A 25,466-nucleotide genomic window follows, 5' to 3' on the forward strand; every position below is an offset into this window, starting at 1 on the left:
CTTTAGGATTGAAATCATGATACGTCTGAACGCTGGCGCACCGCGCCCGGCGACCGGTGACGCACGTCTCACCGCCGCCAACGCTCTTGTCCGCCGCACGCTGGCACAGCACGGGCTGATACCTGGGGCGGACACTGACCCCGGCCCGATGGCACATTTCCGCAGCCAGATGCAGAAGTTGGACTTTGCCAATCCCCTCGCTCGTTTATCCGGTACAACACAGCCCGGTGTAATGGCCGGGTTCGGCGCATCCGCCGAGCCGACAATCCCCATAGGAGCGGTCTTTGAGACGGGCACGTTCTCAAACGGGGCGGGCAGCCGTGAATATCGCCTTTATGTGCCGTCAAAGACCGACGAGATCGCGGGCGTTGTCATGATGCTGCACGGCTGCACACAAAATCCCGAGGATTTTGCCGTCGGCACGGGCATGAACGCGCTGGCCGAAGACCGTGGTTTCGTCGTGGTCTATCCGCGCCAGTCGCGGGGCGACAATGCACAGTCCTGCTGGAACTGGTTTTCACGAAATGACCAAAACCGGGAACCTGGAGAGCCTGCGATTCTTGCGGGCATGGCGCAGGAAATTGCCGCCCGCTTTGATGTAGGCGCGGACCGTATCTTTGTCGCCGGCCTATCGGCCGGTGCCGCTATGGCGGTGATCCTGGGCGAGACTCACGGCGATACCTTCGCCGCAGTCGGCGCGCATTCGGGCCTGCCTTACGGGGCAGCACGTGACGTCCCATCCGCTTTCGCAGCAATGAGAGGGAGCGGCGACCAGCGCCTGGTATTGCCTGCCAAAGGTCGCGCCCGGACCATCGTTTTCCACGGCACCGGCGATACCACCGTGCATCCGTCCAATGGACAGACCATCGGGTCTGACCTGCTGACCAACATGGGCGGCCAGACCATCCAGACCGAAACCACGGGCACCTGCAATGGCCGCAGCTGGACCTGCGAAACCACGACCGACACGACCGGCACCCCGCTGCTGGAACACTGGACCGTCGAGGGGCTGGGCCACGCGTGGTCCGGCGGACAGCCGGCAGGCACCTATACCGATGCGAAAGGCCCCGACGCCAGCGGCGAAATGGTGCGGTTCTTCTTTAACACTGAAAGCAACTGATATGACTGACATGACACTCACCTTCGATGCGGTTTCCGAACCGATCCCCGGCCCCAAATGGCGCGCCCGCTGGAAACGGTCCTGGCCCGCCTACGAAGCGTGGTTCGTGGCCCGCGGCGGCGACAACGGCCCCACGGCCTCCGAAAGTCGCGCAGCGCTGAAGCAGCACATGCCAGAGCTTGTGCCGACCTACGACCGTCTGGCTGAACTGGCAGGCGGAACCGATCGGGCCAAGCAGTTTCTGTCGACTTGGTGCCCACCGACTTACTTGGGTGGCTGCTCTCTCGCGGCGGTCGCGGACGCCGAAGATGTCCGGCTGGTGCGCAACTATGATTTGTCGCCCACGCTGAATGAAGGATTGCTTTTGCGGACCGAATGGACTGGCCGCGCGGTGATGGGCATGGTCGAATTCCTCTGGGGCCTGTCTGACGGGATCAACCAAGCGGGGCTATCGATCGCGCTGGCATACGGCGGGCGTTCTGAAAGCGCTGAAGGCTTCGGCATCACCACGATCTTGCGCTATGTGCTGGAAACCTGTGACACCGTGGATCAGGCGCTGACCGTACTGCATCGGGTCCCATCCCACATGGCCTACAACGTTGTGCTGGCCGATGCATGCGGGGCTACGGCAAGTGTGGAGCTGTCGCCCGGTGGCGGCGCCAAGGTGATGGACAAGGCCATTGCCACCAATCACCAAAGCGGGGCAACCCGCGCCGACCGGCCCGATTTTACCAAGACCGAGGAGCGTCATGCGCATCTGTCGGGGCTGCAGACGCCCGCGCGGGATCTGGCAAAGTCGTTCCTCGCGGCCCCGCTGATCCAGACCCGCTATGGCGAAGGTTTCGGGACGTTGTTCACGGCGGACTATGATCCCAAGGCAAGGACGCTGGTGCTGACCATCGCAGGCGAACGATGGGAGCAATCGCTCGACGGTTTTGCCGAAGGCCAGCGGACAGCGAACTACGCAAGCGGTGCGCTGACAGCAGCCACGGATGCGACCGGCGTACGCGCTGGCATCGACTGGGCTGCTGCCGCACGGGTTGACTGGTCCCGCGTCGGTCGCGACTACGCCGAAGGGAGAGGCCGATCGGTCGAGGACTATATCTCGGAATACGCGTGACACATCGCTGGCCCCGTTGAAGGGGGCCAGCACGCAAGGCGAACAGCGGTATGCTGTCATCCTCTGACCATGAAAACACGCAGAGGAAATGCGCGCGCCGGGCGTTCAGGAAACGACGGGCACCTCAAGGCAATCGGCACCATTCGAAGTCGAGGCGCAGTCGCTTTTGCCGACTGTGGACTACACGTCCTCCGTTCCAAGTCGTCTACGAACAGCCCTCAATAGTCATTGAACGCACACCCGCCCGCTGCTGCCCGGAAGCTGGCCGACCCGCTGTGTGCCATTGTCATTCGAGCTGTTGATCCCCAGTCTGGATGAAACGCCATCCGAAGGATTCCCATGCCACGTCCGTTCCCTGCCCTGCCCAATGCGCCTGCCGCCGCGCGCAATCCGACCGTGACGACCGTTCACGGCGTTGATCTGCATGACGATTACGGCTGGCTGCGCGCCGACAACTGGCAAGAGGCGATGCGCGCCCCCAACCGGCTGCCCGCAGATATTGCTGACTACCTGACGGCCGAAAACGCCTACTACGACGCCGCGATGGCCGACACCGCCGACCTGCAGGCGCGTCTGGTGGCCGAGATGCGCGGCCGCATCAAGGAAGACGACAGCAGCGTGCCGCGCGAGAACGGACCCTACGCCTACGGCTTGCGCTACGACGACGGCGCGGAATATCCGGTTTTCATTCGCACGCCCCGCCACGGTGGCGCCGCTGAAACCATGCTGGACGTCAATGTCATGGCCGCGACGCAGGATTACTTTCAGCTTGGCACGACGCAGGTCAGCCCCGATCACGCGACACTGGCCTGGGCTGCGGATGTGAACGGGTCGGAATTTCATCGCCTGACCTTTCGCGATCTGACGACGGGTAAGGACTTCAACTATCACATTCCCGATGTGGCCTCTGTCGCCTGGGCGGACGGGCAGACCCTGTTCTATGTGCGCGTCGATGCGCGACACCATCCGAACCGCGTCTATCGCCATACCCTTGGCACGGACCCTGCCACCGACACGCTGGTCTATACGGAAGACGACACGCGCTACCACGTCAATGTGTCCCGCCTGCGGTCCGGTGCCTATATCGCCTTGTCCACCGGCATGAATGACGAGAACGAGATCAGTATCATCCCGACGGCCGATCCGACGGCGACCCCGCAGGTGATCGAGCCGCGCACGACGGGGCTGGAATACGATATCGAACATCAGGGCGATGCATTTCTGATCCTGACAAATGCAGACGGGGCGCATGATTTCAAGGTAGTGACAGCGCCTGTGGCGACACCGGCGCGGGACAACTGGCGCGACCTGATCCCGCACGAGGATGGCCGCATGATCATTGGTCTGGCCGCCCACAAGGGTTGGACGATCTGGACAGAGCGGCGCAACGCCCTGCCCCACATCTGCTATGTCCGTGCGGGCGCGCCGATCGAGGCCGCGCGCAGCATCAGCTTTGACGAGCAGGCCTACAGCCTCGGCAGCGATCCCAGCCCGGAATATGACACCGACAGTTTTCGCTTCACATACGCGTCGCCAACCACGCCGCCACAGGTGTTTGACTACGACCTGTCCGCCGGCACCCGGACCCTGCGCAAGACAGTGGAAATCCCCTCGGGGCACGATCCGGCGAATTACGTCACGATCCGCACGACGGCCCCGTCGCATGACGGCGCACAGGTGCCGGTGACGATCCTGTATCACAAGGACACGCCGCTGGACGGCACGGCACCCTGTCTGCTGTATGGTTACGGATCATACGGCGCGACCATGCCAGCATCCTTTTCGGCCAACCGGTTGTCACTGGTGAACCGCGGCTCCGTCTACGCCATCGCCCACGTCCGGGGCGGAGAAGAGTTGGGCCGCAACTGGTATGAGGCTGCGAAATTCGCAGGCAAGCTCAACACATTCCACGATTTTATCGCCGCCGCGCAAAAGCTGATCGCCGATGGCTACACCGACCGGGGCCGCATCGTCATTCAGGGCGGATCGGCAGGCGGTCTGCTGGTCGGTGCCGTGCTGAACATGGCGCCGGACCTGTGGGCGGGGGCCATCGCCGATGTGCCCTTTGTCGACGTGCTGACGACGATCCTTGACGACACACTGCCCCTGACGCCGGGCGAATGGTCGCAATGGGGCAACCCGATCGAAAGCCGTCAGGCCTTTGACGATATCCGCAGCTATTCGCCCTATGACAACGTCACCGCACAGGCCTATCCGCCGATTTTGGTGACTGCGGGCGTGTCCGACCCGCGCGTGACCTATTGGGAACCCGCCAAGTGGGTTGCTCGTCTGCGCGCGACCAAGACCGACGACAATATCCTGCTGCTGCGCACGAATATGACGTCGGGCCATTTCGGCAAATCCGGGCGGTTCGCGGCATTGGAGGATGCGGCGCGGTCCTATGCCTTTGCGCTGAAGATAACGGGCACCGATCTGTCGGCAGGCTGATCGAGGGGTAACATTATGGCCTGGACGACTGACTGGGAACGGCCCAATCATCCGGAGTTTCCAACCACAGAATATCAATCAAGAGGGTGCCAAGACCATGCAGACCGCAAACGTGACAGGGACGATATCTTACCTGACCCGCATCGAGTTTGGTGAAGGTCGCATCGCGGAACTGCCGGCCATGCTGGACCAGATTGGCGTCACCAAACCCCTGATCGCGACCGACAAAGGGCTGATGGCCACCGGCATGATCGACAAGGTCACAGCCGGGCTGGGCAGTTTTGCCATCTTCGACGGCACCCCGGCCAACCCGACCGAGACCGCCGCGATGGACGCCTTCGCCGTCTATCAGGCGGAAGGTTGCGACGGGGTCGTCGGGATCGGCGGCGGATCCTCGCTTGATCTGGCCAAGGCGGTGCGCATCCTGTCCGGTCATCCGGCCCCGCTGGACCAGTATGCCGCTGTCAACGGCGGCGTCGCGCGCATCCACGGCAACATCTGCCCGCTGATCGCCGTTCCCACGACATCCGGCACCGGGTCAGAAGTGGGCCGCGCCGCAGTCATCATCACGGCTGCGGGCCGCAAGCTGGGCATCCTGTCGCCGCACAACCTGCCCACCATCGCGCTATGTGATCCGACCCTGACCTATGGTCTGCCACCGATGCTGACGGCGGCGACGGGGATGGACGCGATCTCGCACTGTCTGGAAACCTACATGGCACCGTCCTTCAACCCGCCGGCCGAGGCGATTGCCCTGCACGGTCTGGACTGCGGCCTGCGCAGCATCGAGGTGGCAACGATGGACGGTCAGAACGCCGGCGCACGGCGCGACATGATGACCTGCGCGCTGGAAGGTGCAATGGCGTTCCAGAAGGGCCTTGGTGCCGTCCATGCCCTGACACACCCCCTGGGCGCGATCCGGTCGCTGAACCTGCATCACGGCACGCTGAATGCCGTGCTGATGCCCGCGGTGCTGCGGTTCAACCGCGACGCCATCGGGGCGAAATGGGATGTGCTAACCGACCGCATGGGCGGCGATCCGGCGGACGCCTGTGCCGCCCTGAACGACCGCCTTGGGATGCCAAGTGGACTGGCCGCGATGGGCGTGACCGAAGAGATGATGATCGACGTGTCAAATGCCGCGATGAAGGACCACTGCCACGGCACCAATCCCCGCATCGCCACGCAAGGGGAATATCTGGATATCCTGAGGCAGTCGGCCTAGTCAGCGGCCTGACGCACTGCCGCATGTCATGGTCCGCGACCGGTGCGGTCTGCGGTCGCGCGGCGTAATCTCTTCAGCCACGCCGATCCTTTTCAAGATCAGCAGACTGCCGGACAGCGTGACACGATTGCGCCCATCATGACGCATCCGTCTTTGGAAACAGGAACGGCGCTGTCTTGCTGTTCGCAGACTTTGCCACGACCGCAGGCGGGCCCTGGGCGACAACCTGGCCGCCATCGTCGCCTGCACCGGGACCGATATCGACGATCCAGTCACTTTGCCGCGCCACAAGCATGTTGTGTTCGACCATGATCACCGAATTTCCCGCATCGACCAGACGGTCCAGCTGCGCCAGCAAGAGGGTCACATCCGCCGGGTGCAGACCCGTCGTCGGTTCGTCCAGAATATAAAGCGTGTCTTTGCGCTGTGCGCGTTGCAACTCGGTCGCAAGCTTGATCCGCTGTGCCTCGCCGCCCGACAGTTCCGTCGCGGGCTGCCCAAGGCGCAGATAACCCAGGCCAACCTGCCGCAATGCTTCGACGGCGCGCAGGATCGCAGGATCGTCGGCAAAGAATTCCTGCGCCCGGTCCACCGTCAGATCAAGAACCTCCGCGATGGTCTTGCCGCGGTAGCGGATGTCGAGTGTTTCGTCGTTGTAGCGTTGCCCGCGACACACGGGACAGGGGGCAAAGACGCTGGGCAGGAACAGCAGTTCGACACTGACAAAACCCGCACCTTCGCAGTGCGGGCAGCGCCCCTTGGCCACGTTGAACGAAAAGCGCCCGGCGTCATATCGCCTTGCCCGCGCGTCGTCCGTCGCAGCGAAAAGTTTGCGCACATGGTCGAACAGTCCGGTGTAGGTTGCCAGATTGGACCGCGGTGTGCGACCGATGGGTTTCTGATCCACCACGACCAGACGCCGGACATGCTGCATGCCATCCACGATCTGCCCGTCGGTCGGGGTGTCGACCTCCTGCTCCAGCAGCTCGGGTTCGTTTTCAGCCGTTTCAGCAGGTGGCTTCTGCCCCAGCGCATCGCCGACAAGCGCAACCAACGCCTGACTGACAAGGCTGGATTTGCCCGACCCCGACACGCCGGTCACGGTCGCCAAAACGCCCAGCGGCAAGTCGATGTTCACCCCCTGCAGGTTGTTGCGCGTCACATCGGCCAACCGCAGCCAGCCGGACGATTCTCTGGGTGTGCGGGTGCCCGCACGCGCGTCGGCGAACAGATGCCGCGCGGTATGCGAGGTTTCGACCTGTTGCAGCCCATCGACCGGGCCGCTGTAGACGACCCTGCCGCCCTCCGTGCCCGCGTCGGGGCCAATGTCCACGATCCAGTCCGCGTGCCGGATGACATTGACGTCATGTTCCACCACGAAGAGCGAATTGCCCGCCCCTTTCAGATCATCCAGCGCGCCGAGCAGCGCCTGCGTATCAGAGGGATGCAGCCCTGCCGATGGCTCGTCCAGCACATAGACCACGCCGAACAGCTGCGACCTGATCTGCGTGGCCAGACGCAAGCGCTGCATTTCCCCCGGCGACAGGGTGGCGGTATTGCGGTCCAGCGACAGGTAGCCAAGGCCGAGCCGCGTCAGCGCCGCCACGCGGGCCATGATGTCGCGCGTGATGCGCTGCGTGACGATGGCCTTTTCAGGGCTCTGGTCATCCGTCACCGGGTCGCGTTCCGCCCGCTCGTGGAGCAAACTGGCCAGATCGCCCAGCGTCAGCCGCGAGATCGCGCCGATATCCAGCCCTGCGAAAGTGACCGAAAGCGACTCGCGCTTCAGTTTCTTGCCGTCGCACAGCGGGCAGACTGAAATATCCATGAATTGAGAGACGCGCTTTTTGGTGCGCGCACTTTGTGTGGTCGCAAAGGACTGCAGCACATAGTTCCGCGCAGAGGTGAAGGTCCCCATGTAGGTGGGCGAGCGGTTCTCCTCGCGGGCGTTTCGCGTTTCCTCCGGTGTCATGCGGGCATAAACGGGCACCTCTGGGGCATCGTCGGTGAACAGGATCCAGTCGCGGGTGTCGCGTGGCAGATCCTGCCAGGCCACATCGATGTCATATCCCAGAGAGATCAGGATATCGCGCAGGTTCTGCCCGCCCCATGCCGGCGGCCACCCGGCGATGGCACCGTCGCGGATCGTCTTTGCCGGGTCGGGAACCAGCAGATCCTCGGTCACATCGAACACGCGGCCGATGCCGTGGCAGCGCGGGCAGGCACCATCCGGCGTGTTGGGCGAAAACGCATCCGCGTAAAGGATCCCCTGCCCTTCTGGATAGTCACCCGCACGCGAATACAACATCCGCAACCCGTTCGAGATCGTCGTGACACTGCCGACCGAAGATCTGGCGGACGGCGCGCCCCGTTGCTGTTGCAAGGCAACCGCAGGTGGCAGGCCTTCGATGCTGTCGACATCGGGTTCGCCCACCTGATCGATCAACCGCCGCGCATAGGGTGAAACGGAATCCAGAAACCGTCGCTGCGATTCCGCGAACAGCGTCCCAAAGGCCAGCGACGATTTGCCGGACCCCGAAATGCCGGTAAAGACGACCAACGCGTCGCGCGGCACATCAATGTCGATATCCTTGAGGTTATGGACACGCGCGCCACGCACCCGAACGCTGTTCTCGACCTTGGCAGGGCCGGATTCAAATTTACTCTTTGGGATAAATTCACCTCTTCAGCCGCATGGGCTGTTTTTAGACAATCGGCTATACAGTCAGACGGCTATCACACTTTGCCCAAAGCGAAAGGCCGGGTCTCTTCGACGCGCAAATTCTGACAGTAGCGCCAGACATCTGCGACAATCGGTTTGCCCCGCGCCATGGCGGCCAAGAAATTTATAAAACAACGACGAAAACCTTGGCGGTCGCACCGGGAACTTTCTTCCCGTCGGCACTGGCCGCCATGCGCGCAAGTCGCAGCGAAGGTCAGGTTCGGGCCCACTTTGGCGGTCTTCTGTCCCGCAATGAAAGTCCGCCTCCGGCCCCAAACTGCCGTTCGTCACAAGAGTCGTATGCCGCAACGCCGAGCGCCGAAGCGGAGGTCACGCCGCTTCGGCTGATCAGACCATCACTCGTTCATCAACGCCTTGATTCCGCCGATGAAGGTTGCGTCGTCCTGTGTTTTGCGCCGGTCCAGCAGGTCGATGGCGTCCGATCCGGCGCGGAAGCGCAGCTGGTCGCCGGGGACCGTCACCGCCTGCCAGATCACATCCGCGACCAGTTCGGGGGCTGAGGGGTTCGATGCCAGCCTGCCGAACAGCCGTCCCATGGCGGCTGCCGTGGGGGCGTAGTCGGTTAGATCCTCGCCCATGGCAAAGTCGAAGGAGCGCCCGCCGAAATCGGTCCTGATCATGCCCGGTTCAACGATGCGAACGCGGATGCCCAGCGGTTCCAGTTCGTAATGCAGCGCCTCGGATAGGCCTTCGACGGCGAACTTGGTGCCGTGATAGAGCGTGCCCAGCGGCAAGGTGATCTGCCCGCCGATGGAGGAAATGTTGACGATGGTGCCCGCGCGGCGCGCGCGCATCTGCGGCAAGACCGCCTTTGTCACCTCCAGCAAGCCGATTACATTGGTATCGAACTGGCGGCGGATGCGGTCGGTTGAAAACGCCTCCAAGGGGCCATAGGCGCCGTAGCCCGCATTGTTCAGCAGGACGTCGATGCTGCCGAAACGGTCGGTTCCCGCGTGGATGGCCTCCGTGATCGACGCCGGTTCCGTGACATCCAGCCATGTGACCAATACGTTGTCGAGCTCGCCGAGGTCCGAAACGGAAGGATCACGCATGGTGGCTATGACATTCCAGCCTTCAGACTGAAAGCGCAGCGCGGTGGCTTTGCCGATGCCGGAGGACGCGCCGGTGATGAGGATGGTGGACATGAGAGGACTCCTTTAGGCGTTGAGGCGCAGCATGTCAGCGATGCCGAAGCGGGTCAGGACGGTGCGCGTTACGTCCTGCAGCACGGTGTTGTAGCGCTCGATCTTGGGCGCGACGCCGGTGTGATCGACCACGGTGCGGAAGGGTTTCTGGCTAAAGGGCAGAGCGAGCAGGGCGACGACAGCCTCGGCGATGCGCTCGGGGCGTTGATTCGTCGTGGCGTCGAGCATCTGCGCCAGCCCTTGCGCTGACAGGGCGGGAACGGCTGCAAAATCGCCGTACTGGGCCTCAAGCGTCGGGTCGTTCGGCGTCACCATCCCGTCCAAGAAGGCCGTGGGCATGTTGCCCGGCGCGATGATGCAGGCCTCGGTGCTGGCGGTGTCGGTCACGTCCATCTCGACGATCCATGAACCTTCGGCCTCCAGCGCAGCAACAGTGTCTGCGTTGCGGCCGGTGCGGCTCCGCACACTGCCCGCCACCATGTGCCCCCGCGCCGTGGTCGGGTCAAAACCGCCTGCGATCCCGGTGATGAATACCTTTGCCATGTATCGTTGTCCTCGCATGCTGATAAGATGACGATACTCCGCGCAGGACACGGTCTCTTTCTCGATTGTCCGAAAAACTTGCCCGATCCTCCGAACGTTTGAAATTTCCGTCATTGATCGGGGCACCGTCATGCTATCAGATCTGCAAAGGGAGGACGGCATGACAGGTTTGCTGGAACGCGCGGTGGCGCTGTTGGATGAGGCGCGGGTGTCGCAGGGCGCATTGGCCCATGCACCCAGCGGATTGCACCTGTTGCGGCACGCCGCCGCGACACCCCAGAGCGCCACAGTCTATCGCCCGCTGTTGTGTCTTGTGCTGCAAGGGGCCAAGCAGGTCAGCACCGGCACCCGCAGCCTGACGGTGACCCGGGGACAGTCGCTGATCGTCAGTCACGCGCTGCCGGTCGTCTCGCGCATCACAGAGGCCACGGCTGCGACGCCCTATCTCGCGCTGGTCCAGCCGCTGGATCTTGACCTGTTGCGTGGGCTGGCCCCGGCGGTTCCGCCCGCGCGGGCACCTCATATGAAAGACCCGTTCTCGATCACACTTTGCCCGACGGACCCCGGCATGGAAAACGCGCTGGTCCGCCTGATCGACCAATGCGCGCGGGATGACACCCGTCACCTGCTTTCTCCGATCACCCGGCAGGAGATACATGCACGGCTGCTGCTGGGGCCGCATGCGGGCGCCCTCCAACGGCTGATGTGGCACGAGACCACCGCTAGCCGCATCTTCCGCGCCACGCGCGAGATCCAGTCCGACTTGTCGCGTGCCCTGGTCGTCGGCGCGCTTGCCGAAAGCATCGGCATGAGCCCCTCGGCCTTCTTCGAGCATTTCAAGGCCATCACCGGCACCTCGCCCCTGCAATACCAGAAGGACCTGCGCCTGTTGCAGGCCCGAAGCGCGCTGCACGCCTCGGAAGCTAAGGTCTCGGACATCGCCTTCCGCGTCGGCTACGAAAGCTCGGCCCAATTCTCGCGCGAGTATGCCAGAAAGTTCGGCCTGTCTCCCCGTCAGGACCGGGCTGCACTGGCCGCCGAGTGAACGCCGTGATGATCAAGCCCGGCCATTAACTGCCATTCATCGCCGCACCTGACGCTGCAATGCAGCTTCCCAGACCAGTCACTCATGCATTGCGCAGTATTTTCGGGTGCCCAAGGTCAGCTATGCGCTCAAGGCGACCACGCGGGCTCAGACTGTCGACGAATGCTGCCAGTCCGAAAATGAAACTCTTGTCGAGCGCCCAAACGCCTGTTGCAGGGCATTCCGAACCGTTGGGACGCCGACAGATTTGTCCCTTGCCGCTGGCGAACGCAAATCGGTCGTAAAGCTGTCTACCTAGCCGGGTCTTGCGTGTTATCGTAGTCGGAACCAGCGGTGTGCCACCGCAAGAACCTTAATGCATTGCGGATAGCCGAAGAATGAAAAGGATTGGCCTCGACGCGACCGACATTCGGATCCTTTGCGCGGTGCAGCAATATGGGCAGCTGAGCAAGGCAAAGCTTGCCGAGATTGCCAACATATCGGCGACGCCGTGCTGGGTCCGTCTGGATCGGCTGAAGGCTGCGGGTCTGATCCGGGGTTATCAAGGTGACATCGCGATCGACCGTGTCTGCGATGTGACCCAGGTCATTGTCACCGTATCCCTGACCCACCATCGCAAGGCCGACTTTGACAGGTTCGAGGCCTTCGTCACGGCCCGGGACGAGATCACGGAATGCATCGCCACAGGAGGCGGCATGGATTACGTGCTGAAGGCCGTCAGCTCCAGTCTCACGTCGTTTCAAGCGTTGATGCAGGCGATGCTGGATGCTGAACTCGGCGTGGACCGGTACATGACCTACATCGCGACTCGCATCGTCAAGGCAGGTCGACCCAACCTTGCCAAGCTGGCGGCAAAAGACGTCGGCTGACCCGCTCAGACCAAACAGTACAATTTCTGCCCAAAAATCAGCCCGTCCGGTCTGAAACCGCCGATTTTTCAGACCGAACATGGCCATCTCTCGAGCCTAAATTCGCCGCAGGTTCAATCGTCCCGGCCCATCCAGCCGGTGACGCACAAGGGGGGAAGAATATGCACGCAGACGACTTCGGCTTTGGTACACAGATCCGGAAATCACCCTATTTCGACGCCACTGTGCGGTGGGGTGCAAAGGGTTTTTCCGTCTACAACCACATGTACATCCCGCGCGATTTCGGCGATCCGGAACAGAACTTCTGGACACTCGTCAACGATGCGATCTTGTGCGACGTGGCTGTGGAACGTCAGGTCGAAATCACCGGCCCCGATGCGGCCCGTTTCGTGCAGATGCTGACACCGCGCGATCTGTCAAAGATGGCTGTAGGCCAGTGCAAGTATGTCCTGATCACCAACGCCGAGGGTTGCATCCTCAACGATCCGATCCTGCTGCGCCTCGCCGAAAACCACTTTTGGATTTCGCTGGCCGACAGCGACATCCTGCTGTGGGCACAGGGCGTCGCCGTCCATTCCGGCCTTGACGTCACGATCGGTGAACCGGACGTGTCGCCGTTGCAGCTTCAGGGACCGAGGTCAGGCGAAATCATGCAGGCCTTGTTCGGTGACAGCATCCTTGATCTGAAATACTACTGGCACCGCGAACTTAAACTGGACGGCATCCCGCTGCTTGTGTCGCGAACCGGCTGGTCCAGCGAGTTGGGCTACGAGATTTATCTGCGCGACAGTACGCATGGGGATGCGTTGTGGGAGCGCATCATGGCAGTGGGCATGGCCTTCGGCCTGAAGCCGGGCCACACCTCCTCGATCCGCCGGATCGAGGGCGGGATGCTGTCCTACCATGCGGATGCGGACATCACGACGAACCCCTACGAGCTGGGGCTCGACCGCCTTGTGGACCTCGACATCGAGGCCGATTTCATCGGCAAGGCCGCGCTGCGCCGCATCCGCGATGAGGGTGTGACCCGCTTGCAGGTCGGAGTAATCATCGAGGGTGCACCATTGAAAGGACCGAACACGATGTTCTGGCCGATCAAAAGTGACGGCGCGCAGATCGGCAAGGTCACATCCGCGGTCTATTCGCCCCGGCTGGAACGGAACATCGCCTTGGCAATGGTAGAGGTCGCCCATGCGCAGATCGGGACCGAGGTCGAGGTCATGACCCCGTCCGGCCCGGCGCGCGCCACCGTGGTCGAGCGTCCGTTCTACGACCCCAAGAAGAAACTCGCCGCCGCGTAAGCGTTCCGGCCCAGCAAGAGACCTGACCCATGTCCGACCTTTCGATCCAGTTGCACTGGCAACGTGGGGAACCCGCGCTGCTGACCGGCAAGTATTCCAATGCGCATACCGTCCAATTCAACAGCGATTGCGACATTCAGGTTGATGCCGCCCCGGATTGGGGCGGCGATCCGGCCAACACCAACCCCGAACAGGCGCTCGCCTCGGCGCTGTCCAGCTGCCACATGATGACCTTTCTGGCGCTGGCGGCCAAGGCGGCTTGGCCGGTCGCAAGCTACAGCGATTATGCGGTCGCGCATCTGGGCAAGAATGCGCAGGGGCAGATGTCGGTGACGCGCATTGATCTGCACCCGGTCGTGCGGTTCGACACCGGATTTTCACCGTCAGATGCCGAGCTGGACAAGATGCAGCACCGCGCGCACCGCTACTGCTTTATCGCCAACACCTTGGCCGACAGCGTGGCGATCAATATCATGCAGCCCGCACGCGAGGGGGCCTGATGCCATGCTGAAGGCCGAGATCCTGACACGCGAACTGGACGCCGACGGCATCCTGCGTCTGACCCTGAACGACCCCGCGCGGCGCAACGCGCTGTCAGAGGAGATGCTGGCGCAACTGGCGGCCGCCTTCGCAGGGGCCGCTGCCGATCCTGCGGTCCGGGTTATCGTCCTTGCCGCGAAGGGCCCCGCGTTCTGTGCGGGTCACGACCTGAAGGAAATGACAGCCGGCCGCAGCGGTCCGGACGAAGGGCGCGCCTATTTCGTGCGGGTTCTGACGCAGTGCTCCGGGGTCATGCAGGGCATCGTCACCTGCCCGAAACCCGTCATCGCCGAGGTGACGGGCGTGGCCACCGCCGCAGGCTGCCAGCTTGTCGCCAGCTGCGACCTTGCCATCGCCGCCGACACGGCGACGTTCAGCACCCCGGGCGTTCACATCGGGCTGTTCTGCTCGACCCCCATGGTCGCCCTGTCGCGCAACGTGGCCGCAAAACACGCGATGGAAATGTTGCTGACCGGCGACATGATCCCGGCGGACCGCGCGGCAGACATGGGGCTGATCAACCGGGCCGTCGCCGTTGACGATCTGCGAGACACCACGATGGATCTGGCGCGCAAGATCGCGTCGAAGTCCAGCATGACGCTGGCGACAGGCAAACGCGCCTTCTACGCGCAGCGCGACATGACGTTGTCAGATGCCTACGACTATGCCACGCAGGTCATGGTCGAGAACATGCTGGCCCGCGACGCATCGGAAGGCATTGATGCCTTCATTGCCAAACGCGCCCCCGCTTGGCAGGATGCATAACATGACGGACGTGAACCCCTACAACACCGGGCTCGACCGCAATCCCGCGAACCATCAGCCGCTTTCTCCGCTGACTTTTCTGGAACGCGCGGCCAGCGTGTTTCCAGAGCATACGGCCATCGTGCACGGTGCGCTGCGGCGCAGCTACGCTGAGTTCTACCGACGGTCGCGGCAGTTGGCCTCGGCGCTGACGCAGGCGGGGATCGGGCGCGGGGATACGGTTTCGGCCCTGCTGGCCAACACGCCCGCGATGTTGGAATGCCATTACGGTGTGCCAATGTGTGGCGCGGTGCTGCATTCGATCAATACGCGACTGGATGCGGCGATCATCGCGTTCCAGCTGGATCACGCCGGCGCAAAGCTGGTGATCGCGGACCGCGAATTCATGCCCTTGATGCAGGATGCGCTGGCGCTGGCGACGGTTAAACCGGTTCTGATCCAATACGACGACCCGGAATTCACTGAACCGACCGCCGCTGTAGATGCCCTCGACTACGAAGCTTTCGTGGCGGGAGGCGCCCCGGATTTTGCCTGGCTGATGCCACTGGATGAATGGGACGCGATCGCGATCAACTACACCTCTGGCACGACGGGCGATCCAAAGGGCGTGGTGTCGCACCATCGCGGGGCCTACCTGCTGGCGCAGGGGAACGCGCTGACGGCGTCGATGCCGAAACATGCGGTCTATCTGTGGACCCTGCCGATGTTTCACTGCAACGGCTGGTGTTTTCCCTGGACGCTGTCAGCCATCATCGGCACCCATGTCTGCCTGCGACAGGTCAGGGCCGAACCGATCTGGACAGCCCTCGCAGATGAAGGCGTGACCCATTTGTGCGGCGCTCCGATCGTCATGTCGCTGATGATCCAGGCCCCCGCGGCGGCGAAACGCAACCTGCATCGTACCGTCCAGTTTTTCACCGCTGCCGCCCCGCCCCCCGAAAAGGTGTTGGCGGACATGAAGACAGCGGGTTTCGATGTCGTCCATCTTTACGGGCTGACCGAAACCTATGGTCCCGCCGTCGTGAATGACTGGCACGACAGCTGGTCCGATCTGCCGCTTGCCGAACAGGCGCGTCTGAAATCCAGGCAAGGCGTGCGCTATCTGCCGCTGGAACAGCTCGACGTGCTGGACCCAGATACGATGATGCCCGTTCCACGCGACGGCCGGACGATGGGCGAGGTCATGTTTCGCGGCAACGTCGTGATGAAAGGCTATTTCCGCAATCCGCAGGCAACGCAGGAGGCCTTCGCCGGGGGCTGGTTCCATTCAGGCGACCTCGGCGTGATGCACCCTGACGGCTATATCCAGCTCAAGGATCGGTCCAAGGACGTCATCATCTCTGGCGGAGAAAACATCTCCTCGATCGAGGTCGAGGAGGTGTTGTATCGTCACCCCGACGTGGCCGTCGTGGCCGTCGTGGCCATGCCGCACGACCGCTGGGGCGAAACGCCCTGCGCCTTCGTCGAACTGTCAGCGGGTGCTAACGTGGACCCGGACCAGCTTCGGGATTGGTGCCGCAGCAATCTGGCGGGATACAAGGTGCCGGGACGGATCGTCTTCATGCCGATCCCGCGCACCACGACGGGAAAGATCCAGAAATTCGTGCTGCGCGAACAGGCGCGTGCGCTGGCGGCAGAGGTCGCGTCGGCACCATCCGGACCGACAAACAAGAACAGGCATCCTGCACTTTAAATCCGTGATAGGATCGGACCGAGGAGACCGAGAAAGGCCATAGACGTTTTCAAGGGAGAAAGGACCAATGGACCTGAGACCGGACCCAACGTTTCACGCGCCCCCGAAACTCGCAATGGACGCCCCGCCAGAAACGCTGGCTTTCACACTGATGCTCTGCCCGGACGGGTCGCAACCCGGCGGGCTGGGAGTCGTCGACGTGGACCCCACGTCCGACACCTACGGTCAGATCGTCCATCAGGTGATCACGCGCAACACCGGCGACGAGTTTCACCATTTCGGCTGAAATGCCAGTTCCTCGTCCCTGTCGCCGCTGTCTGCCTACGCCTTTCTGGAACGCCGCTACCTGATCATTCCCAGCATCCGTTCGTCGCGCATCGACATCATCGACGTGAAGAACCCGCTGAAGGCGAAAATCCACTAGATCATCAAGCCCGAGGAGGTCTTTTCCAAGACCCGCTACACGCCCCACACGATCCACTGCGGACCCGAGGGCATCTATGTCTCGACCCTTGGCGGCGGCCCCGCAGTCAGAAAAGCGTAACCTTATCGCGGGGCCAGATCGCGCGCCGCCCGAAACCGGGCCTCCGCATCCCCGTCACGCCCCGCAAGCCGCGCTTCCCATCCATCAAGGTATCCCGCACAAACGCGTTCTACCTTCGACAGCGCGATTACGCGAGAATCTGTTTTCAAGCTGTGCCAGATAACAGGCCGCGGCTCCACATCAGCAAACCGCGCTGGCACGCGTCGCTTCGGGTAAACCGTCCTGCCGCGTGGGGTAAGGTTGTCTGAGATCGCACACCTCCAAAACCCTCGGGGATGTGGTGCGAAATGGGCAGCAAATCAAGATGACCATCCCGACACGTCCCAATTCAAACGCCTTAATCAATTGAAACGAATGGGCAACTGACTTGTTGAGCGGAACTCGTCTGGCGGAGGCTCAGGGATTCGAACCCTGGGAGGACTTTCACCCTCGTCGGTTTTCAAGACCGGTGCATTCGACCACTCTGCCAAGCCTCCGCGCAGGCACCTCATAATCCGGCCAAGACGTCAGGACAAGCCACTTCACACTCTGGGGAATTCCGCCGAGACCGCACCTGCTTTGGCTTTCTTTCACGGCGCAGTGACGCTAGACTCCGCTCAGGATTTCGGGGGGTTGCTTCGGTCACGCCCCATACAATGACGCATCAGCGCAAGTGCCGTGCAAAACGGCCACGGTGCGACCTGCAAGAGAGGGCGAGCAATGGCATTTGAATTCCGGCGTGTTTCCAGACCTGCAATCTGGCTGGCGATGACAGTCAGTGCGGTCGCACTGGCGGCATGCGAAAACCTGCCCAGTTTCGGTGCCGCGGCCGATGACGAGGCTGCCGCGCCCATCGTGACGCCGGCGGACGCCGCCAATGCCCGCGACATCGAAGCGCCCGAGGTCTTCAACCTGACCGAGGCCGGATTGTGGGACGGACGGCCTTCGCTGGGTGGCGTCTGGGTCGCGCATCCCTCCGTGACCGACCCCGAACGCGTGATCATCCGCAACACGTCCAACGGGCGTTTCGTGATCGGTGCCCTGTTCCGGCGTGAACGTGAAAATCCCGGGCCAGCGCTTCAGGTGTCGTCAGATGCGGCCGAAGAGCTGGGCATGCTGGCTGGCAGCCCCGCGCAGTTGAACGTCGTCGCGCTGCGCCGCGAAGAGGCACCTGCACCCACCGAAACCGCGATCACCGATTTTGACGCGCCAGAGGTGATCGCCGCCGAACCACTGGATGACGCCCCCGTCGCGGTCGCAGCGGCGACACCGGACGCCGTGGCCCCTGCCCCTGTGGCACAACCTGCCGCGACCTCTACGCTGGACAAACCGTTCATCCAGATCGGCATTTTCAGCATCGAGGAAAACGCCAACAATACCGCGACCGCACTGCGCGGCGACGGGCTTTCGGCAAACGTCATCGCACAAGAAAGCCAGACCAAGACGTTCTACCGTGTCACCGTCGGGCCCGCGCCCACGGCCGCCGACCGCAGCGCCGTTCTGGACAAGGTCAAGGCGCTGGGTTTCAACGATGCCTATGCCGTGACGAACTGATACCAAGAGGATTTCACCATGACTCAAGCCCTGCGTATCGCAGCCCTCGCACTCTCACTGCTGGGCAGCACTGCCATGGCACAGCAGTTCGAGACAAGCGCGGGTTCGGGGTTTGTGATGGACATGACCACCGGCACCGTGCTGCTTGAAAAAAATGCGGATGCGCCGCTGCCACCAGCGTCTATGTCGAAACTGATGACGATCTACATGGCATTCGAGGCCGTGGCGGACGGTCGGTTGCGCATAGACGAAGAACTGCCCGTGTCCGCCCATGCGGCCAGCTACGGCGGATCGTCGATGTTCCTCGATACGACGGATCGCGTCACCGTCGAGGATCTGTTGCGCGGCGTGATCGTCCTGTCCGGCAACGACGCAAGCACCGTGCTGGCCGAGGCACTGTCGCCCGATGGAACCGAAGCCGGATTTGCCCGGATGATGACGGCGCGCGCGCGCGAAATGGGCATGAACAATTCGACCTTTGCCAATTCCAGTGGCTGGCCCGATCCCAGTCACCGCATGTCGATGCGCGATCTGGGGATTCTGGCAGAGCGTCTGATTGTCGATTTCCCGACGTTCTATCCGATCTTTGCCGAACAGGAATTTCTGTTCGACGGGCGCGTGCCATCCAACAGCCGCAATCGCAATCCGATCCTGGGACTGGGGATTGGTGCCGATGGTCTGAAAACCGGTCACACATCCGAGGCCGGCTATGGTCTGGTGGGGTCCGCCAAACAGGATGGGCGGCGGATCATCTTTGTGCTGTCCGGCATGGACACCCCACAGGAACGCGCCGAGGAATCCGAGAAAATTGTGAACTGGGCCTTTCGCCAATTCGCGCAACGCGAGGTCGCGGCCTCTGGCGTGCGGATCGCGACAGCCGATGTCTGGATGGGCGAAACGCAGCAGATCGGCCTGACCGTTGCCGAAGATCTGCAGATGCTGGTTCCGACGACCAATGGCGACACGCTGAACGCCAGCGTTTCATTCAGCGGCCCCGTGCAGGCACCGATCACCGCCGGACAGACGCTGGGCGAGCTGGTCATCGAATTTGACGGCCTGCCCGACCGCCGCGTCCCACTGGTCGCCGATGCCGATGTGGCGCGTGGCGGTTTCATGCCACGGATGCGCACCGCCGCGCAGGTGCTACTGGGCAAGGTCACATCCCGCACCGCCGATCCCGCAGCCGCAGCACCCGCCGACGCCGAAGAGGCGGCATGACCTCAGTCGACCCGCACTCCGGTCGGTTCATCACCTTCGAAGGTATCGACGGGTCCGGCAAGTCGACCCAGGCCAGGCGTCTTGCAGACGATCTGCGGGCGCGTGGTCAACAGGTGGTGCTGACCCGCGAACCGGGCGGCAGCGCAGGTGCAGAGGAAATCCGCACCCTCGTACTGACAGGCGACCCGGGCAGATGGTCTGCCATGACGGAACTGCTGCTGTTCAACGCCGCCCGCCGGGATCACCTCGAAAAGACGATTCAACCGGCACTGGCCGCAGGACATACCGTGATCTGCGACCGTTTCGCCGACAGCACGCGCGCCTATCAGGGGGCCACGCGCGGTGACCTGCGCGGCACGGTCGACCAGTTGCACGCGCTGATGATCGGGCTGGAACCCGATTTGACATTCATCATCGACATGGACCCTGCCACGGCACTTGCCCGTGGTCTGGCCCGCGTGGGTGCGGAACAGCGGTTCGAGGATATGGGCCTGCCGTTGCAGCAAAAGGTGCGGTCGGTCTTTTGCGATCTGGCACGCGATCATCCTGAACGCTGCGTCTTGATCGACGGCGACCGTGACCCCGACAGTGTGGCTGCCGATATCGCATCGCGCCTATGACCGATCTGCCCGAACCAGATCGCATCGCAGGCGCGCCCCATCCGCGTGACACGCCCGTCCTGTTCGGTCAGGACGCGGCGATCGCTGATTTTCTGGATGCCTACAACACGGGACGCCTGCATTCCGGCTGGCTGATCACGGGCCCGCGGGGCGTGGGCAAGGCGACGCTGGCGTGGAAAATCGCGACCTTTCTGCTGGCCCAGCCCGCCAGCCCGGACGCAGGTCTGTTCGGTGATCCGCCGCCCGTCACCTCGCTTGCGATCGCGCCGGACCACCCCGATGCGCGGCTGATCGCAGCCGGCGCGCATCCACGCCTCTTTGTCGTGCGCCGTCCCGTCGACGACAAGACAGGCACCCTCAAGGCCGATATCACCGTCGATACCATCCGCGGCATGAAAGGTTTCTTTCAGATGTCATCCGCCGATGGCGGCCGCCGGGTCGTGATCGTGGATGCCGCCGACGAGATGAACCGCGCCGCCGCCAATGCCATCCTCAAGGAACTGGAAGAGCCGCCTGCCCGCACGACACTGCTTCTCATTGCGCATCAGCCGTCGCGTCTGCTGCCCACGATCCGGTCACGCTGCCGGGTGCTGCGCTGCGCACCGCTTGGGGCGGATGACCTTGCCGCTGTCTTGGACCAGGCCGGATTGTCGGCCGATCAATCCCAGGCCTTGCAGGCGCTCTCTGGCGGGTCCGCCGGCGACGCGGTCCGCCTGCTGACCCAGGACGGACTGGCACTTTACGCGCAACTGGTTCAGCTGCTGGATGGCCTGCCCCAGATCGACCGCACCGCAGCGCTGAAACTGGCCGAAAGCTGCGCAGGCAAGCAGAATGCCAACCGCTTTGCCCTGATGCTTGACCTATTCGACCTGCTGCTGTCACGCGCCGCCCATGCGGGTATCGCCGGCGAGCCGCGCACCCAAGGAGCCCCCGGCGAGGCCCGCCTGCTGACACGGATCAGCCCGCACGACCGCGCGGCCCGCGCCTGGGCGGATCTGACGCAGACCGCAGGCGCGCGCGCGCGCCACGGACGGGCGGTGAACCTTGACCCTGCCGCGCTGGTGCTGGATATGATCTTCAGCATAGAGCGTGTGGCACAGACCGACGCCAGCCCCTAAAAGGCCCCCATCATGTCCCACCTCGTCGACAGTCACTGCCATCTGGATTTTCCCGAGTTCGACGACAGCCGCGCGGATGTGATCCAGCGCGCCGTGGACGCAGGTGTCACGCGCATGGTCACCATCTGCACGAAACTGGCAAATGCGCCCCGTGTCGCCGCAATTGCCGACGCCCACGCCCCCGTCTATTGGGCCGCCGGCACCCACCCGATGAGCGTGGCGGACCAACCCATGGCAACGGTCGACGATCTCGTGGCGCTCGCCCGGCATCCCAAATTCGTCGGCATCGGTGAAACGGGTCTGGATTATCACTACACCGCCGACAGCAAATTCGTGCAGCAACAATCCCTGCGTCTGCATATCGAGGCCGCACGCCAGACCCGGCTACCGCTGATCATCCACGCCCGCGACGCCGACGACGACATGGCGCGCATCCTGACCGAAGAACACGCCGCAGGTGCATTTACCTGCGTCATGCACTGCTTTTCATCCTCGCGCGCGCTGGCCGAGGCGGCGCTGGCCCTCGATTTCTATCTGTCGATGTCCGGTATTGCAGCCTTTCCCAAATCCCGCGACCTGCGCGCCATCTTTGCCGATGCGCCACTGGACCGGATCCTGGTGGAAACAGACAGCCCCTACCTCGCCCCGCCGCCACACCGCGGCAAGACGAACGAGCCGGCCTATACCGCACATACAGCACGCGTCGGGTCCGAGGTGTTCGGCCTCACACCTGCGGAATTCGCAACCCGGACAACCGCCAACTTCGACCGCCTGTTCTGGAAGGCCGCATGACCCTGCGTTTCACCATTCTGGGCTGCGGATCATCCGGTGGCGTGCCACGCCTGGGCGGCATCTGGGGCGACTGCGATCCGACCAATCCCAGGAACCGTCGCAGGCGCTGTTCGCTGCTGGTGCAGCGCGACGGGCCGGACGGCACCACCAGCGTGCTGATCGACACCACACCCGACATGCGCGAACAACTGCTGGATGCCGGTATCGGCCAGCTGGACGGTGTGGTCTACACCCATCCCCATGCGGATCATGTGCATGGTATCGACGATCTGCGCATGATCGTGTTCAACACCCGCAAACGCCTGGATGTCTGGGCCGATGGTCCCACGGCACAAGCGCTGACCGAACGCTTTGGCTATGCCTTCGAGACACCACCGGGATCGAGCTATCCACCGATTCTGGATCTGCGCCATATCCGTGGCGATGTGCATGTGAGTGGCGCAGGCGGCAAGATCATCCTGACACCCTTCACGGTGGAACACGGCAATATTCCCGCCCTGGGATTCCGGATCGCCGATGTTGCATACCTGCCGGATGTATCCGGCATACCCGAGGCGGTCTGGCCGACCCTCGACGGGTTGCACACCTGGATCGTGGATGCCTTGCGCCGCACCCCGCATCCCAGTCACAGCCATCTCGCGCGGACATGCGAATGGATTGCGCGGGCAAAACCGCAGCAGGCGATCCTCACCAACATGCATGTGGACCTTGATTACGCCACCTTGCAGGACGAACTGCCCGACCACATCATCCCGGCCCACGACGGGCTGCGTATCGTCCGACCCTAGCATCATCTTGCCGCAAATACTCGCCCGCCGCAGGCGTCCGCCATTCGAACCAGAGGGGCCTCACCCATGACAGCGCTGATCGAGGTCATCCTCCCCGTCTTTCTGGTCATCGGTTTCGGCTATGTCGCGGTCTGGCGCGGCCTGTTCAGCGATGCAGGCGTGGACGGGCTGATGCGCTTCACCCAGACCTTTGCCCTGCCCTGCCTGTTGTTCAAGGCAATGTCCGACCTGGACCTGAGCCAGAATTTCAGCCTGGCATTGCTGGGCAGCTTCTACACCGGCGCATTGGCCTGTTTCATCTGCGGCACGCTCGGTGGCCGCTACCTGTTCAAACGCGACTGGGAGGACGCGATTGCCATCGGATTTTGCGCACTGTTCTCCAACACATTGCTGCTGGGCATTCCCATCACCGAACGCGCCTACGGCACCGATGCACTGGCGGGAAATTTCGCGATCATCGCGATGCACGCGCCCTTTGGCTATTTCCTCGGGATTACGGCCATGGAAATCGTGCGCAACCAGGGCGGGGCGCGCAGACAGCTCCCCTGGAAGGTGCTGAACGCCATGTTCCACAACAGCCTGATCATCGGGATCGTTCTGGGCCTAACCGTGAACCTGTCGGGAATGGCCCTGCCGGTCACTGTCGCGGATGCCATCGACCTGATGGTCCGTGCGGCTCTGCCGGCGGCGTTGTTCGGTCTGGGGGGGGTGCTGTACCGCTACCGCCCTGAAGGTGACATGCGCACGATCCTGTTCGTTTGCGCAATCAGCCTTGGTCTGCATCCCCTGATCGTCTGGACGATGGGGCGCGCGACAGGACTCGATATCGCCGATTTCAGGTCCGCGATCCTGACCGCCGCCATGGCCCCGGGGGTGAACGCTTATGTCTTTGCAAATATGTATGGCCGGGCCCGCCGGGTTGCCGCATCCTCCGTGCTGATCGCGACGGGCGGCAGCGTCCTGACGATCTGGGGCTGGCTCTACATTCTGCCCTGATCCCGATTTTTCGCGAAAAATCGGCCCCCCGCCAGCAACGGGAGGCCGTATTTTCGCGAAAATACGGGGGATCAACCCGGCGACATGCCCCGCAGGCGTTCCGACCGGCGCCGCAACAATTCCACCACCGTCAGCAGGCAGATTGACACGCAGACCAGCACCGTGGCCACCGCGAGGATCGTCGGTGAAATCTGCTCGCGCAGGCCGGTGAACATCTGCCACGGCAGCGTCTTTTGCGCGGCGGCGCCCACAAACAGTACGACGACCACCTCGTCGAACGACGTGATAAAGGCGAACAGTCCGCCTGAGATCACGCCGGGCAGAATCAGCGGCATCTGGATCTTGAAGAACGTCTTGGCAGGTCCCGCACCCATGTTTGCCGCGGCCCGTGTCAGCGATTGGTCAAAACCGACCAGGGTGGCCGTCACCGTGATGATGACGAAGGGAATGCCCAATGCGGCATGGGCCAATACCACCTTGATATAGCCGGTCAGATCCTTGGACAGGCCCAGGTATTCCTCCATCCACAGGCCCATCTGGCTGTAGAAAAAGAACATACCCGTGGCCGAGATGATCAACGGCACGATCATCGGCGAAATCAGGATCGCCATGATCGCGCGCCGGGCGGGCACATGCGATTGCGACAAACCGATCGCTGCCAGCGTGCCCAGCGTCACCGAAATGATGGTCGCCAGCGGCGCGATGATCAGCGAATTCTTCAACGGCTGAAGCCATGCATCATTGGTGAAAAAGTCGCGGTAATGGCGCAGGCTGTAGGCCTCGGGATCCAGCGCCAGCATGCCCGGTGTGAAGGTAAAGAAGTTTTCGGCGTTGAACGACAACGGGATCACCGTGACGATCGGTGCGATCAGGAAAAAGAAGATGGCACCGCAGATGAACTTGAACGCATTGTGCCACAGCGTCTGGCCAGAGGTTGCGTAAACCGGCACGCCACGGCGGTAGTTGCCCTTGGTCAGCCAATAGACCGCCCAGCCCAGCAGCGCGCCCAGGATCACGCCGCCGATGAAACCGGCCAGACCACCCGCCAACAGCCCCAGCACACCGCAGATCCCCGTGGCCGTCCAGCGGCCTGAACGCTGCGGCAGATAGCGCGGCAGCACAAAGGCCAGCACAGCCGCCACGATTATCCCGACCAGCGTGCCGGCAGCAGGTCCCAGACCTGCCGCCTGCCCACCGATGAAACCCAGGATCGCGCCAAAGGCCAGCAGTAGCGGCAAGGCAAATGTCATGAAGGGGCGCAGTGGTTTGCCTGCGGTCGGATTGAATGCAGCAGCCATGA

22 protein-coding genes and 1 tRNA gene are annotated in these 25,466 nt (G+C 62.9%); 18 read left to right on the forward strand and 5 right to left on the reverse strand.

What is annotated here, in order from left to right; genetic code table 11:
• The first annotated feature begins 16 nt into the window (after positions 1–16).
• The 4 genes from LGQ03_RS04325 to LGQ03_RS04340 all read left to right on the forward strand — a co-directional run bounded on the left by LGQ03_RS04325 (position 17) and on the right by LGQ03_RS04340 (position 5,913).
• A complete protein-coding gene (locus tag LGQ03_RS04325) occupies positions 17–1,120 on the forward strand; it encodes an extracellular catalytic domain type 1 short-chain-length polyhydroxyalkanoate depolymerase (protein WP_226747397.1) in 1,104 nt (367 codons plus the stop codon).
• 10 nt (positions 1,121–1,130) lie between these two features.
• Positions 1,131–2,240 carry a C45 family autoproteolytic acyltransferase/hydolase gene (locus LGQ03_RS04330; protein WP_226747398.1) on the forward strand — a complete coding sequence of 370 codons (1,110 nt, stop codon included), beginning with the start codon at positions 1,131–1,133 and terminating at the stop codon, positions 2,238–2,240.
• Between the two features lie 339 nt (positions 2,241–2,579).
• Positions 2,580–4,688 (forward strand): S9 family peptidase, encoded by a 2,109-nt coding sequence (locus LGQ03_RS04335; RefSeq protein WP_226747399.1) that lies wholly within the window; start codon positions 2,580–2,582, stop codon positions 4,686–4,688.
• 97 nt (positions 4,689–4,785) lie between these two features.
• Positions 4,786–5,913, forward strand: a complete 1,128-nt coding sequence (locus LGQ03_RS04340) for an iron-containing alcohol dehydrogenase (RefSeq protein ID WP_226747400.1) — start codon at positions 4,786–4,788, stop codon at positions 5,911–5,913.
• Positions 5,914–6,049: 136 nt separating this feature from the next.
• On the opposite strand, the gene LGQ03_RS04345 is transcribed toward LGQ03_RS04340, so the two are convergent.
• The 3 genes from LGQ03_RS04345 to LGQ03_RS04355 all read right to left on the reverse strand — a co-directional run bounded on the left by LGQ03_RS04345 (position 6,050) and on the right by LGQ03_RS04355 (position 10,344).
• Positions 6,050–8,533, reverse strand: a complete 2,484-nt coding sequence (locus LGQ03_RS04345; protein WP_226747401.1) for an excinuclease ABC subunit UvrA — start codon at positions 8,531–8,533, stop codon at positions 6,050–6,052.
• Positions 8,534–8,991: 458 nt separating this feature from the next.
• Positions 8,992–9,801, reverse strand: coding sequence for an SDR family oxidoreductase (locus LGQ03_RS04350; RefSeq protein WP_226747402.1), 810 nt, complete (start codon positions 9,799–9,801; stop codon positions 8,992–8,994).
• A gap of 12 nt (positions 9,802–9,813) precedes the next feature.
• Entirely contained in the window at positions 9,814–10,344 is a 531-nt protein-coding gene (locus LGQ03_RS04355) for a Rossmann-fold NAD(P)-binding domain-containing protein (RefSeq protein WP_226747403.1), read from the reverse strand.
• 160 nt (positions 10,345–10,504) lie between these two features.
• Here LGQ03_RS04355 and LGQ03_RS04360 point away from each other — a divergent pair, with 160 nt between their 5' ends.
• The 7 genes from LGQ03_RS04360 (at position 10,505) to LGQ03_RS16760 (ending at position 16,843) form a co-directional block, all read left to right on the forward strand.
• Complete coding sequence (locus LGQ03_RS04360) at positions 10,505–11,389, forward strand: AraC family transcriptional regulator (protein ID WP_226747404.1); 885 nt, start codon at positions 10,505–10,507, stop codon at positions 11,387–11,389.
• A gap of 377 nt (positions 11,390–11,766) precedes the next feature.
• On the forward strand, positions 11,767–12,258 hold the full coding sequence (locus LGQ03_RS04365; RefSeq protein ID WP_090160121.1) for an Lrp/AsnC family transcriptional regulator: 492 nt from the start codon (positions 11,767–11,769) through the stop codon (positions 12,256–12,258).
• A 161-nt stretch (positions 12,259–12,419) separates the two neighbouring features.
• The gene (locus LGQ03_RS04370; protein WP_226747405.1) at positions 12,420–13,559 is read left to right on the forward strand and encodes a glycine cleavage T C-terminal barrel domain-containing protein; all 1,140 of its coding nucleotides are present in this window, start codon (positions 12,420–12,422) and stop codon (positions 13,557–13,559) included.
• Between the two features lie 29 nt (positions 13,560–13,588).
• Complete coding sequence (locus LGQ03_RS04375; protein ID WP_226747406.1) at positions 13,589–14,059, forward strand: OsmC family protein; 471 nt, start codon at positions 13,589–13,591, stop codon at positions 14,057–14,059.
• 4 nt (positions 14,060–14,063) lie between these two features.
• Positions 14,064–14,864, forward strand: a complete 801-nt coding sequence (locus LGQ03_RS04380) for an enoyl-CoA hydratase (RefSeq protein WP_226747407.1) — start codon at positions 14,064–14,066, stop codon at positions 14,862–14,864.
• A gap of 1 nt (position 14,865) precedes the next feature.
• Positions 14,866–16,557, forward strand: a complete 1,692-nt coding sequence (locus tag LGQ03_RS04385) for an acyl-CoA synthetase (RefSeq protein WP_226747408.1) — start codon at positions 14,866–14,868, stop codon at positions 16,555–16,557.
• A gap of 67 nt (positions 16,558–16,624) precedes the next feature.
• Positions 16,625–16,843: a selenium-binding protein SBP56-related protein gene (locus tag LGQ03_RS16760; protein WP_404807447.1), complete on the forward strand. Its 219-nt coding sequence runs from the start codon at positions 16,625–16,627 to the stop codon at positions 16,841–16,843.
• A gap of 644 nt (positions 16,844–17,487) precedes the next feature.
• Here LGQ03_RS16760 and LGQ03_RS04395 read toward each other — a convergent pair.
• A tRNA-Ser gene (locus LGQ03_RS04395) sits at positions 17,488–17,577 on the reverse strand.
• Between the two features lie 223 nt (positions 17,578–17,800).
• On the opposite strand from LGQ03_RS04395, the gene LGQ03_RS04400 reads away from it, so the two are divergent.
• The 7 genes from LGQ03_RS04400 (at position 17,801) to LGQ03_RS04430 (ending at position 24,166) form a co-directional block, all read left to right on the forward strand.
• Positions 17,801–18,634 (forward strand): SPOR domain-containing protein, encoded by an 834-nt coding sequence (locus tag LGQ03_RS04400; RefSeq protein WP_226747409.1) that lies wholly within the window; start codon positions 17,801–17,803, stop codon positions 18,632–18,634.
• An 18-nt stretch (positions 18,635–18,652) separates the two neighbouring features.
• Positions 18,653–19,852, forward strand: a complete 1,200-nt coding sequence (locus LGQ03_RS04405) for a D-alanyl-D-alanine carboxypeptidase family protein (RefSeq protein ID WP_226747410.1) — start codon at positions 18,653–18,655, stop codon at positions 19,850–19,852.
• The gene (gene tmk, locus LGQ03_RS04410; RefSeq protein ID WP_226747411.1) at positions 19,849–20,472 is read left to right on the forward strand and encodes a dTMP kinase; all 624 of its coding nucleotides are present in this window, start codon (positions 19,849–19,851) and stop codon (positions 20,470–20,472) included. The genes LGQ03_RS04405 and tmk overlap by 4 nt, the downstream gene beginning before the upstream one ends.
• Positions 20,469–21,590 carry a DNA polymerase III subunit delta' gene (locus LGQ03_RS04415; RefSeq protein WP_226747412.1) on the forward strand — a complete coding sequence of 374 codons (1,122 nt, stop codon included), beginning with the start codon at positions 20,469–20,471 and terminating at the stop codon, positions 21,588–21,590. The genes tmk and LGQ03_RS04415 overlap by 4 nt, the downstream gene beginning before the upstream one ends.
• Before the next feature lie 12 nt (positions 21,591–21,602).
• Positions 21,603–22,382, forward strand: coding sequence for a TatD family hydrolase (locus LGQ03_RS04420; protein WP_226747413.1), 780 nt, complete (start codon positions 21,603–21,605; stop codon positions 22,380–22,382).
• Positions 22,379–23,170 carry an MBL fold metallo-hydrolase gene (locus LGQ03_RS04425; protein WP_226747414.1) on the forward strand — a complete coding sequence of 264 codons (792 nt, stop codon included), beginning with the start codon at positions 22,379–22,381 and terminating at the stop codon, positions 23,168–23,170. Before LGQ03_RS04420 ends, LGQ03_RS04425 begins: the two co-directional genes overlap by 4 nt.
• 66 nt (positions 23,171–23,236) lie before the next feature.
• Complete coding sequence (locus LGQ03_RS04430) at positions 23,237–24,166, forward strand: AEC family transporter (protein ID WP_090160131.1); 930 nt, start codon at positions 23,237–23,239, stop codon at positions 24,164–24,166.
• 71 nt (positions 24,167–24,237) lie between these two features.
• Here the strand turns inward: LGQ03_RS04430 and LGQ03_RS04435 are convergent, their stop codons facing one another.
• A complete protein-coding gene (locus LGQ03_RS04435; protein ID WP_218144660.1) occupies positions 24,238–25,464 on the reverse strand; it encodes an ABC transporter permease in 1,227 nt (408 codons plus the stop codon).
• Between the last annotated feature and the right edge of the window lie 2 nt (positions 25,465–25,466).

Source organism: Loktanella gaetbuli (assembly GCF_020531945.1).
Lineage (GTDB): Bacteria > Pseudomonadota > Alphaproteobacteria > Rhodobacterales > Rhodobacteraceae > Loktanella > Loktanella gaetbuli.

What these genes read in the sequence shown, in the direction of transcription:
- LGQ03_RS16760 (WP_404807447.1), top strand. Translation starts at nt 16,625, where the DNA reads ATGGACCTGAGACCGGACCCAACGTTTCACGCGCCCCCGAAACTCGCA.
- LGQ03_RS04325 (WP_226747397.1), top strand. Translation starts at nt 17, where the DNA reads ATGATACGTCTGAACGCTGGCGCACCGCGCCCGGCGACCGGTGACGCA.
- LGQ03_RS04330 (WP_226747398.1), top strand. Translation starts at nt 1,131, where the DNA reads ATGACACTCACCTTCGATGCGGTTTCCGAACCGATCCCCGGCCCCAAA.
- LGQ03_RS04405 (WP_226747410.1), top strand. Translation starts at nt 18,653, where the DNA reads ATGACTCAAGCCCTGCGTATCGCAGCCCTCGCACTCTCACTGCTGGGC.
- tmk (WP_226747411.1), top strand. Translation starts at nt 19,849, where the DNA reads ATGACCTCAGTCGACCCGCACTCCGGTCGGTTCATCACCTTCGAAGGT.
- LGQ03_RS04340 (WP_226747400.1), top strand. Translation starts at nt 4,786, where the DNA reads ATGCAGACCGCAAACGTGACAGGGACGATATCTTACCTGACCCGCATC.
- LGQ03_RS04415 (WP_226747412.1), top strand. Translation starts at nt 20,469, where the DNA reads ATGACCGATCTGCCCGAACCAGATCGCATCGCAGGCGCGCCCCATCCG.
- LGQ03_RS04430 (WP_090160131.1), top strand. Translation starts at nt 23,237, where the DNA reads ATGACAGCGCTGATCGAGGTCATCCTCCCCGTCTTTCTGGTCATCGGT.
- LGQ03_RS04425 (WP_226747414.1), top strand. Translation starts at nt 22,379, where the DNA reads ATGACCCTGCGTTTCACCATTCTGGGCTGCGGATCATCCGGTGGCGTG.
- LGQ03_RS04335 (WP_226747399.1), top strand. Translation starts at nt 2,580, where the DNA reads ATGCCACGTCCGTTCCCTGCCCTGCCCAATGCGCCTGCCGCCGCGCGC.
- LGQ03_RS04385 (WP_226747408.1), top strand. Translation starts at nt 14,866, where the DNA reads ATGACGGACGTGAACCCCTACAACACCGGGCTCGACCGCAATCCCGCG.
- LGQ03_RS04380 (WP_226747407.1), top strand. Translation starts at nt 14,064, where the DNA reads ATGCTGAAGGCCGAGATCCTGACACGCGAACTGGACGCCGACGGCATC.
- LGQ03_RS04365 (WP_090160121.1), top strand. Translation starts at nt 11,767, where the DNA reads ATGAAAAGGATTGGCCTCGACGCGACCGACATTCGGATCCTTTGCGCG.
- LGQ03_RS04400 (WP_226747409.1), top strand. Translation starts at nt 17,801, where the DNA reads ATGGCATTTGAATTCCGGCGTGTTTCCAGACCTGCAATCTGGCTGGCG.
- LGQ03_RS04350 (WP_226747402.1), bottom strand. Translation starts at nt 9,801, where the DNA reads ATGTCCACCATCCTCATCACCGGCGCGTCCTCCGGCATCGGCAAAGCC.
- LGQ03_RS04375 (WP_226747406.1), top strand. Translation starts at nt 13,589, where the DNA reads ATGTCCGACCTTTCGATCCAGTTGCACTGGCAACGTGGGGAACCCGCG.
- LGQ03_RS04435 (WP_218144660.1), bottom strand. Translation starts at nt 25,464, where the DNA reads ATGGCTGCTGCATTCAATCCGACCGCAGGCAAACCACTGCGCCCCTTC.
- LGQ03_RS04370 (WP_226747405.1), top strand. Translation starts at nt 12,420, where the DNA reads ATGCACGCAGACGACTTCGGCTTTGGTACACAGATCCGGAAATCACCC.
- LGQ03_RS04420 (WP_226747413.1), top strand. Translation starts at nt 21,603, where the DNA reads ATGTCCCACCTCGTCGACAGTCACTGCCATCTGGATTTTCCCGAGTTC.
- LGQ03_RS04360 (WP_226747404.1), top strand. Translation starts at nt 10,505, where the DNA reads ATGACAGGTTTGCTGGAACGCGCGGTGGCGCTGTTGGATGAGGCGCGG.
- LGQ03_RS04355 (WP_226747403.1), bottom strand. Translation starts at nt 10,344, where the DNA reads ATGGCAAAGGTATTCATCACCGGGATCGCAGGCGGTTTTGACCCGACC.